Raw genomic sequence first — 9,409 nt, 5'->3', positions numbered from 1 at the left:
TGGTGTTGTGCCGACATATATGCAAAAACACCTGTGGGAGGGGGCTTGCCCCCGATTGCGGTGGAACAGCTGCAAATACTCCAACTGGTCTACCGCTATCGGGGCAAGCCCCCTCCCACATTGCGTACACTCGTCGGTTATTGGTTAAGCCGTACCTGCTTTTCCAGTTCCAGCTTCAAGCCCGGCTCGAGCTTGAGTTGGCGGGCCAATTCGTCCAGATACGCCTTTTCCATAAAGTTCTCCTCGTCCACCAGCATCACGCTGGCGATGTACATCTCGGCAGCCATTTCCGGGGTGCCGGCGGCGCGGGCGACGTCGGCCGGGTCCAGCGGCTTGTTCAATTCGGCGTGCAGCCAGCTTTGCAGTTCGCGGTCGTTGTCCAGCTTGGTGAATTCACCTTCGATCAGTGCGCGTTCACGCTCATCCACATGGCCGTCGGCCTTGGCGGCGGCGACCAATGCCTTGAGGATCCCCTGGCTGTGCTGCTCGACCTGGGCCGGTGGCAGGCGGTCGATGGTTTGCGGTTCGCCCTGAGGCGCGTTGACCTGCTTGGCCTGCCAGTTGCCGTAGGCTTTGTAGGCAATCACGCCCAACGCGGCCAGCCCGCCATAGGTCAGGGCCTTGCCGCCAAACTTGCGCGCCTTCTTGTTGCCCAGCAACAGGCCCATGGCTCCCGCCGCCAGGGCGCCACCGCCCGCACCGCCGAGCAGGCTGCCGAGACCGCCGCCGCCGAGCAGCCCGCCGAGGGCGCCTTTATCGTCCTGCTTGCGCTGGCCGCCGGTTTTGTTCTGCAACATATCCTGGCCGGACTTGAGCAACTGATCGAGCAATCCACGGGTATTCATTCGTAGCCTCCAGACACTAGGGTTCATAGGACCAATAGGCCCTCAGCGTAAAACTAAGTGCCAAAAAGCCGCGATCTAGAGTGCTTCCAGATGTAACGCCGCTGCCCTTCGCTTAAATCGATATACACTCGGATAAATCTATAAAAACACCCCACTGGTAATTCCAGCATGATGACCTTGCGTCAAATCCGGCATTTTATCGCCGTGGCCGAGACCGGTTCGATCTCCGCCGCCGCGCAGACCGCGTTCATTTCCCAGTCCACCCTGACCCTGGCGATCCAGCAACTGGAGCAGGAAATCGGCGTCACCCTGTTCAACCGCCACGCCAAGGGCATGACCCTCACGCACCAGGGCCATCAGTTCCTGCGCCAGGCGCACTTGATCCTCGCCACCGTCGACAATGCCAAGCGCAGCCTGCAACAGAGCACCGACCAGGTCGCCGGGCAGTTGATCATCGGCGTGACCAGCCTGGTCGCCGGCTACTACCTGGCGGATTTGCTCACCCGCTTCCAGCGCGCCTACCCCAACGTGGAGATCCGCGTGATGGAAGACGAACGCCCGTATATCGAGCATTTGCTGGTCAGCGGCGAGATCGATGTGGGCGTGCTGATCCTCTCCAACCTGGAAGACCGCCACGCCCTGCAGACCGAAGTCCTCACCCACTCGCCCCACCGCCTGTGGCTACCGGCGCAACATCCGCTGCTGGAGCACGACAGCATCAACCTCGCCGACGTGGCAAGCGAGCCGTTGATTCAGCTTAACGTCGACGAAATGGGGCATAACGCCCAGCGCCTGTGGGCAGCTGCCGGCCTGCAACCGCGCGTGACCCTGCGCACCGCCTCCACCGAGGCCGTGCGCAGCCTGGTGGCCGCGGGCCTGGGCGTGTCGATCCAACCGGACATGACCTACCGCCCCTGGTCCCTGGAGGGCGACATTATTGAAGCGCGGCCGATTGCCGACCTCAGCCAGACCCTGGACGTCGGCCTGGCCTGGCGTCGAGGCACCGCGCGACCGGCCTTGGTGGATCCGTTCCTCACCGTTGCGCGGGAACAACCACACCCGCGCAAGCCATCTATTTAATCGAATGCTGCATTCAGTATTTAGTATTTGTTGTCCTCACGCCTGGCCTCTAGTCTCTGTTTATTCATAGGAGAGGGTCATGCGCCTTGTAAGAGAACGCCCATGACCACACAAGAAAAGAGATCACGAAAAATGTCCGGCGCGCCAACCCCGCTGCTCACTGCGTTGCTGATCGACGGCGAACTGGTCCAGGGCCAGGGCGTTGCCGAGCCGATCCTCAACCCGGCCACCAGCGAAGTGCTCACCCAGATCGCCGAAGCCAGCACCGAGCAGGTCGAAAGTGCGATCCTCGCCGCACACCGCGCTTTTGCCGGCTGGTCGCGGACCACGCCGCAACAACGCTCCAACATCCTGCTGGGCATCGCGGACGCCATCGAGAAACACGCCGACTATCTGGCCCGCCTGGAATCGCTTAACTGCGGCAAGCCGTTGCACCTGGCGCGCCAGGACGACTTGAGCGCCACCATCGATGTGTTCCGCTTCTTCGCCGGCGCCGTACGCTGCCAGACCGGCCAGCTCAGCGGCGAATACCTGCCGGGCTACACCAGCATGGTGCGCCGCGATCCGATTGGCGTGGTGGCCTCGATTGCGCCGTGGAACTACCCGCTGATGATGGCCGCGTGGAAGATCGCCCCGGCGCTGGCGGCCGGTAATACCTTGGTGTTCAAGCCGTCGGAACACACGCCGCTGTCGATCCTCGCATTGGCCCCGGTCCTGAAGGACGTGTTACCACGCGGGGTCATCAACATTCTGTGCGGTGGCGGTGAAGGCGTCGGCAGCCATTTGGTCAGCCACCCCAAGGTGCGCATGGTCTCGCTGACCGGCGACATCGTCACCGGCCAGAAAATCCTGCAGGCTGCCTCCAAGACCCTCAAACGCACACACCTGGAATTGGGCGGCAAGGCGCCGGTGATCGTGTGCAACGACGCCGATCTGCAAGCCGTGGTCGAAGGCGTACGTGCCTACGGTTACTACAACGCCGGCCAGGACTGCACCGCGGCGTGCCGCATCTATGCCCAGGCGGGCATCCACGACAAATTGGTCGCCGAGCTGGGCGCAGCCGTCAGCAGCCTGCGCTTCGCCGGCAAGCGCGATGCCGATAATGAACTCGGCCCGCTGATCAGCACACGCCAGCGCGACCGCGTGGCCAGCTTTGTCGAGCGCGCCCTGGGCCAGCCGCATATCGAGCGGGTCACCGGCGCGGCCGTGCATTCCGGGGCCGGCTTCTATTACCAGCCGACGCTGCTCGCCGGTTGCAAGCAGAACGATGAAATCGTCCAGCGCGAAGTGTTCGGCCCGGTGGTCACCGTGACCCGCTTCGACGAACTGGAACAGGCGGTGGACTGGGCCAACGATTCCGAATACGGCCTGGCCTCCTCCGTCTGGACCCAGAACCTGGACAAGGCCATGCAGGTCGCCGCGCGCCTGCAATACGGCTGCACCTGGATCAACAGCCATTTCATGCTGGTCAGCGAAATGCCCCACGGCGGCTTGAAGCGCTCGGGGTATGGGAAAGATCTGTCCAGCGATTCGCTACAGGACTACAGCGTGGTGCGCCACATCATGGCCCGCCACGGCCAGCATCTTTAAAACAACAACTAAGCTCATGCGTCACGGCTTCACACACTGCCCCGACCATAATTAAAGAAGAGGGAACCCCCATGTCTGCGCATAAGACCGCACTGCTCAGTGCCTTGACCACCGCGCTGCTGGCCAGCGTCAGTATCCAGGCCGCCGAACCGCTCAAGGCGGTGGGCGCTGGTGAAGGCCAGTTGGATATCGTCGCCTGGCCCGGCTATATCGAACGTGGCGAAAGCGACAAGGCCTACGACTGGGTCACAGGTTTCGAGAAGGAAACCGGCTGCAAGGTCAACGTGAAAACCGCCGCCACCTCTGACGAAATGGTCAGTTTGATGGCCAAGGGCGGTTATGACCTGGTCACCGCGTCCGGGGATGCGTCGCTGCGGTTGATCGTTGGCAAGCGTGTGCAACCAATCAACACGGCGTTGATCCCCAACTGGAAGAACATCGACCCGCGCCTCAAGGATGCGCCGTGGTACGTGGTGGGCCAGCAGACCTACGGCACCCCGTACCAGTGGGGGCCGAACGTGCTGATGTACAACACCACCGTGTTCAAGACCGCGCCCACCAGCTGGAATGTGCTGTTCGATGCGCAGAACCTGCCGGACGGCAAGCCGAACAAAGGTCGCGTGCAGGCCTATGACGGTCCGATCTACATCGCCGATGCGGCGCTGTACCTCAAGAGCACCCAGCCGGAACTGGGGATCCAGAGCCCCTATGAACTGACCGAAACCCAGTACAAGGCCGTGCTCGACCTGTTGCGCGCGCAGCAGCCGTTGATCCACCGCTACTGGCATGACACCACCGTGCAAATGAGCGACTTCAAGAACGAAGGCGTGGTGGCCTCCAGCGCCTGGCCGTATCAGGTCAACGGCCTGCAGAACGAGAAGCAGCCGATTGCTTCGACCATTCCCAAGGAAGGCGCCACCGGCTGGGCCGACACCACCATGTTGCACAGCGAGGCCAAGCACCCGAATTGCGCCTACAAGTGGATGGACTGGTCGCTGCAGCCGAAAGTCCAGGGCGATGTCGCCGCCTGGTTCGGCTCGCTGCCGGCGGTGCCCGCAGCCTGCAAGGAAAGCGAACTGCTCGGCGCCGAGGGTTGCAAGACCAACGGCTTCGACCAGTTCGACAAGATCGCCTTCTGGAAAACCCCGCAGGCCGAGGGCGGCAAGTTCGTGCCGTACAGCCGCTGGACCCAGGACTACATCGCGATCATGGGCGGGCGCTAAGCCATCTGACCCTCAGGGGCCGCTTCGCGGCCCAACGCAGCCTCGTGCCTCGGCAGCTGCTACGGATCTTTACTGCTCCTACACCGTTGGTAGGAGCTGTCGAGTGAAACGAGGCTGCGATTTCTGAGCACCTCCTACGATTTTATTTTTATCCAAAACGCGCCTTTTTGGAGCACCGCACCATGACGCTTGCAGTCCAATTCACCCACGTTTCCCGTCAGTTCGGCGAAGTGAAGGCCGTTGACCGGGTTTCCATCGATATCCAGGACGGCGAGTTCTTTTCCATGCTCGGCCCATCCGGCTCGGGCAAGACCACCTGCCTGCGCCTGATCGCCGGTTTCGAGCAACCGAGCGCAGGCTCGATCCGCATTCATGGCGAGGAAGCCGCTGGCTTGCCGCCGTATCAGCGTGACGTAAACACGGTATTCCAGGATTACGCACTGTTCCCCCATATGAACGTGCGCGACAACGTCGCCTATGGCCTCAAGGTCAAAGGCGTGGGCAAGACCGAACGCCTCAACCGCGCCGAAGAAGCCTTGGGGATGGTCGCCCTCGGTGGCTACGGCGAGCGCAAGCCGGTACAGCTCTCCGGCGGCCAACGCCAACGAGTGGCCTTGGCCCGTGCCCTGGTCAATCGCCCCCGCGTGTTGCTGCTCGATGAACCCCTGGGCGCCCTCGACCTCAAGCTGCGCGAACAGATGCAAAGCGAGCTGAAGAAGCTGCAACGCCAGCTCGGCATCACCTTTATCTTCGTCACCCACGACCAGACCGAAGCGCTGTCGATGTCCGACCGTGTGGCGGTGTTCAACAAGGGCCGTATCGAACAGGTCGACACCCCGCGCAACCTGTATATGAAACCGGCCACCGCGTTCGTCGCCGAGTTCGTCGGCACCTCCAACGTGATTCGCGGCGAGTTGGCCCAGCGCCTCAGCGGCAGTGCGCAGCCGTTTTCGATTCGCCCGGAACACGTACGGTTTGCCGAGGGCCCGCTGGGCGCCGGCGAAGTGGAAATCAGCGGCCTGCTGCACGACATCCAGTACCAGGGCAGCGCCACCCGCTATGAACTGAAACTGGAAAACGGCCAGGCGCTGAACATCAGCCAGGCCAACAACCAGTGGCTGGACATCAGCAGCGGCCATCAGGTCGGCCAGTCCATCACCGCCCGCTGGGCGCGAGAAGCCATGACGCCGCTGACTGACCGCGCAGGCGAGGTGTGACATGAGCCTGGCCCTTTCCCAACCGCCGATGCGCAGGTTTTCCAACCTGCTGTACCGTAAGCCCAACCTGTACCTGGCGATGCTGCTGGTTCCGCCGCTGATCTGGTTCGGCGCGATCTACCTGGGTTCGTTGCTGACCCTGCTATGGCAAGGCTTCTATACCTTTGACGACTTCACCATGGCGGTCACCCCGGACCTGACCCTGGCCAACTTCGCCGCGCTGTTCCAGCCTTCGAACTTCGACATCATCCTGCGCACCCTGGGCATGGCGATCGTGGTGTCGATCGCCAGCGCCATCGTCGCCTTCCCGATCGCCTACTACATGGCGCGCTACACCACGGGCAAGACCAAGGCTTTCTTCTATATCGCGGTGATGATGCCGATGTGGGCCAGCTACATCGTCAAGGCGTATGCCTGGACGTTGCTGCTGGCCAAAGGTGGAGTGGCGCAGTGGTTCGTGCAGCACCTGGGCCTGGAACCGGTATTGCAGTTCGTGCTGGGCATTCCCGGCGTGGGCGGCAGCACCTTGAGCACCTCGCACCTGGGGCGTTTCATGGTGTTCGTCTATATCTGGCTGCCCTTTATGATCCTGCCGATCCAGGCGTCCCTGGAGCGCTTGCCGCCGTCGCTGCTGCAAGCCTCCGCCGACCTCGGCGCCAAGCCGCGCCAGACCTTCATGCAGGTGATCCTGCCACTGTCGGTGCCGGGGATTGCCGCCGGTTCGATCTTCACGTTTTCGCTGACCCTGGGCGATTTCATCGTGCCGCAACTGGTGGGTCCGCCGGGTTACTTCGTCGGCGGCATGGTCTACGCCCAGCAAGGCGCCATCGGCAATATGCCCATGGCGGCGGCGTTCACCCTGGTACCGATCGTGCTGATCGCGGTTTACCTGTCCATCGTCAAACGCCTGGGGGCCTTCGATGCACTCTGAGAAATCATCATTAGGCTTGAAGATCGCAGCCTGGGGCGGGTTGGTATTCCTGCACTTCCCGATCCTGATCATCTTCCTCTACGCCTTCAACACCGAGGAAGCCGCGTTCAGCTTTCCGCCCCAGGGCTTTACCCTGAAGTGGTTCAGCGTGGCCTTCGCCCGGCCGGATGTGCTGGAAGCGATCAAGCTGTCGTTGCAGATCGCCGCCATCGCCACCCTGATTGCCATGGTGCTGGGCACCCTGGCCTCGGCGGCGCTGTATCGCCGCGAGTTCTTTGGCAAGCAAGGTGTGTCGCTGATGTTGATCCTGCCGATTGCGCTGCCGGGGATCATCACCGGTATTGCACTGCTGGCGACGTTCAAGACATTAGGCATCGAGCCGGGGATGTTCACCATCATCGTCGGCCACGCGACGTTCTGCGTGGTGATCGTCTACAACAACGTCATTGCCCGCCTGCGCCGTACGTCCCACAGCCTGATCGAAGCCTCGATGGACCTGGGCGCCGACGGCTGGCAGACCTTCCGCTACATCATCATGCCCAACCTCGGCTCGGCGCTGCTGGCCGGCGGCATGCTGGCGTTTGCGCTGTCGTTCGACGAAATCATCGTCACCACTTTCACCGCCGGCCACGAGCGTACGTTGCCGCTGTGGTTGCTCAACCAATTGAGCCGGCCACGGGATGTGCCGGTGACCAATGTGGTCGCGATGCTGGTGATGCTGGTGACGATGTTCCCGATCCTGGGCGCCTATTACCTGACCCGCGGCGGTGAAAGCGTGGCCGGGAGTGGTGGTAAATAATTTTTTATTGAAGACACCGAGCCCTCTCCCACATTCAGAGCCGGTTTATTCAGTGACATAACGATCGCTTTTTGGAGGACTGAACCATGCAAACCAAACTCTTGATCAACGGCCACCTCGTCGAAGGCGAAGGCCCGGCGCTAGCGGCGTTCAACCCGGCATTGGGCCGCGTGCTGGTGGAAATCAAAGAAGCCAGCGAAGCCCAGGTCGACGCCGCCGTGCGCGCCGCCGATGCGGCCTTCGAAGGCTGGTCGCAAACCGCGCCCAAGGATCGCTCGCTGTTGCTGCTGAAACTGGCCGACGTGATCGAAGCCCACGGCGAAGAACTGGCCAAGCTGGAATCGGACAACTGCGGCAAGCCCTACAGCGCCGCGCTGAACGACGAGATCCCGGCGATTGCCGACGTGTTCCGCTTCTTCGCTGGCGCCAGCCGTTGCATGAGCGGTTCGGCCGGCGGTGAATACTTGCCCGGCCACACCTCGATGATCCGTCGCGACCCGGTGGGCGTGATCGCGTCCATCGCGCCGTGGAACTACCCACTGATGATGGTCGCCTGGAAAATCGCACCGGCCCTGGCCGCGGGCAATACCGTGGTGCTCAAGCCGTCGGAGCAAACCCCGCTGACCGCGTTGCGGATGGTCGAGTTGGCGTCGGAGATTTTCCCGGCCGGAGTACTCAACCTGGTGTTCGGCCGTGGGCCTACCGTGGGCAGTCCGCTGGTGAACCACCCGAAAGTGCGCATGGTGTCGCTGACCGGTTCCATCGCCACCGGTGCGAATATCATCTCCAGCACCGCCGACAGCGTGAAGCGCATGCATATGGAGCTGGGCGGCAAGGCGCCTGTGATCATCTTCAACGATGCGGATATCGATGCAGCGGTGGAAGGCATTCGTACCTTTGGCTTCTACAATGCCGGCCAGGACTGCACCGCAGCGTGCCGGATTTATGCGCAGGCGGACATCTACGACGCCTTTGTGGAGAAGCTCGGCGCGGCGGTCGCCAGCATCAAATACGGCTTGCAGGATGACCCGGCCACTGAGCTGGGCCCGTTGATCACCGCGCAACACCGCGACCGGGTTGCCGGGTTTGTCGAACGCGCCGTGGCGCAGCCGCATATCCGCCTGGTCACCGGTGGCAAGGCGGTGGAAGGCAATGGTTTCTTCTTTGAGCCGACCGTGCTCGCCGATGCGCAACAGGACGATGAAATCGTGCGCCGCGAGGTGTTCGGGCCGGTGGTGTCGGTAACCAAATTCACCGATGAGGCGCAGGTACTGGGCTGGGCCAATGATTCGGACTACGGGTTGGCGTCATCGGTATGGACCGCCGACGTAGGACGCGCCCACCGCCTGGCCGCGCGTTTGCAGTACGGCTGCACCTGGGTAAACACCCATTTCATGCTCGTCAGCGAAATGCCTCACGGCGGTCAGAAACTGTCGGGGTATGGCAAGGATATGTCCATGTATGGCTTGGAGGACTACACCACGGTTCGGCATGTGATGTTCAAGCACTGATCGCCCAAGTGCCGTAACGCTTTATTGTAGGAGCGAGCTTGCTCGCGAAGAACGCAAGCGCACCGCGGTTAGTCAGAATGTCCGCGTTATCGTTGACGTTCTTCGCGAGCAAGCTCGCTCCTACATTTGGATCTTCATAATTCGTGGGTAATGTGTTCGCTCACAGCGTCGGAAATGTCTTGTCGCATTTGCAATGCAATCACCCCGCCATCA

The 9,409-nt window shown here is 62.0% G+C and carries 8 protein-coding genes; 7 read left to right on the top strand and 1 reads right to left on the bottom strand.

Translation table 11 applies throughout. The annotated features are described in order from the left end of the window. Positions 1–137 precede the first annotated feature (137 nt). Complete coding sequence (locus F6S08_RS07300) at positions 138–845, bottom strand: tellurite resistance TerB family protein (RefSeq protein WP_315871474.1); 708 nt, start codon at positions 843–845, stop codon at positions 138–140. Between the two features lie 168 nt (positions 846–1,013). Here F6S08_RS07300 and F6S08_RS07295 point away from each other — a divergent pair, with 168 nt between their 5' ends. From F6S08_RS07295 to F6S08_RS07265, 7 genes are all read left to right on the top strand, one after another. After that, entirely contained in the window at positions 1,014–1,925 is a 912-nt protein-coding gene (locus F6S08_RS07295; RefSeq protein ID WP_065926494.1) for a LysR family transcriptional regulator, read from the top strand. 132 nt (positions 1,926–2,057) lie between these two features. After that, positions 2,058–3,515 carry a gamma-aminobutyraldehyde dehydrogenase gene (locus tag F6S08_RS07290; protein WP_178084534.1) on the top strand — a complete coding sequence of 486 codons (1,458 nt, stop codon included), beginning with the start codon at positions 2,058–2,060 and terminating at the stop codon, positions 3,513–3,515. Between the two features lie 71 nt (positions 3,516–3,586). Beyond that, on the top strand, positions 3,587–4,738 hold the full coding sequence (ydcS, locus tag F6S08_RS07285) for a putative ABC transporter substrate-binding protein YdcS (RefSeq protein WP_065926496.1): 1,152 nt from the start codon (positions 3,587–3,589) through the stop codon (positions 4,736–4,738). Positions 4,739–4,920: 182 nt separating this feature from the next. Beyond that, positions 4,921–5,955, top strand: a complete 1,035-nt coding sequence (locus F6S08_RS07280; protein ID WP_065926497.1) for an ABC transporter ATP-binding protein — start codon at positions 4,921–4,923, stop codon at positions 5,953–5,955. A gap of 1 nt (position 5,956) precedes the next feature. Next, entirely contained in the window at positions 5,957–6,886 is a 930-nt protein-coding gene (locus tag F6S08_RS07275) for an ABC transporter permease (protein ID WP_027604529.1), read from the top strand. Next, positions 6,876–7,685, top strand: a complete 810-nt coding sequence (locus F6S08_RS07270) for an ABC transporter permease (protein ID WP_025856826.1) — start codon at positions 6,876–6,878, stop codon at positions 7,683–7,685. The genes F6S08_RS07275 and F6S08_RS07270 overlap by 11 nt, the downstream gene beginning before the upstream one ends. 86 nt (positions 7,686–7,771) lie before the next feature. After that, positions 7,772–9,196 (top strand): gamma-aminobutyraldehyde dehydrogenase, encoded by a 1,425-nt coding sequence (locus F6S08_RS07265; protein WP_315871473.1) that lies wholly within the window; start codon positions 7,772–7,774, stop codon positions 9,194–9,196. The last annotated feature ends 213 nt before the right edge of the window (positions 9,197–9,409 follow it).

The sequence above is a fragment of the Pseudomonas sp. JV449 genome, from assembly GCF_032424295.1.
Taxonomy (GTDB): domain Bacteria; phylum Pseudomonadota; class Gammaproteobacteria; order Pseudomonadales; family Pseudomonadaceae; genus Aquipseudomonas; species Aquipseudomonas marginalis.
The sequence above is the reverse complement of the archived record's forward strand: the minus strand, read 5'-3'. Positions and strand labels throughout refer to the sequence as shown.

Bases quoted from the DNA above. Each gene is read 5' to 3' on its own strand.
- F6S08_RS07300 (WP_315871474.1), bottom strand. From the start codon at position 845: ATGAATACCCGTGGATTGCTCGATCAGTTGCTCAAGTCCGGCCAGGAT.
- F6S08_RS07295 (WP_065926494.1), top strand. From the start codon at position 1,014: ATGATGACCTTGCGTCAAATCCGGCATTTTATCGCCGTGGCCGAGACC.
- F6S08_RS07290 (WP_178084534.1), top strand. From the start codon at position 2,058: ATGTCCGGCGCGCCAACCCCGCTGCTCACTGCGTTGCTGATCGACGGC.
- ydcS (WP_065926496.1), top strand. From the start codon at position 3,587: ATGTCTGCGCATAAGACCGCACTGCTCAGTGCCTTGACCACCGCGCTG.
- F6S08_RS07280 (WP_065926497.1), top strand. From the start codon at position 4,921: ATGACGCTTGCAGTCCAATTCACCCACGTTTCCCGTCAGTTCGGCGAA.
- F6S08_RS07275 (WP_027604529.1), top strand. From the start codon at position 5,957: ATGAGCCTGGCCCTTTCCCAACCGCCGATGCGCAGGTTTTCCAACCTG.
- F6S08_RS07270 (WP_025856826.1), top strand. From the start codon at position 6,876: ATGCACTCTGAGAAATCATCATTAGGCTTGAAGATCGCAGCCTGGGGC.
- F6S08_RS07265 (WP_315871473.1), top strand. From the start codon at position 7,772: ATGCAAACCAAACTCTTGATCAACGGCCACCTCGTCGAAGGCGAAGGC.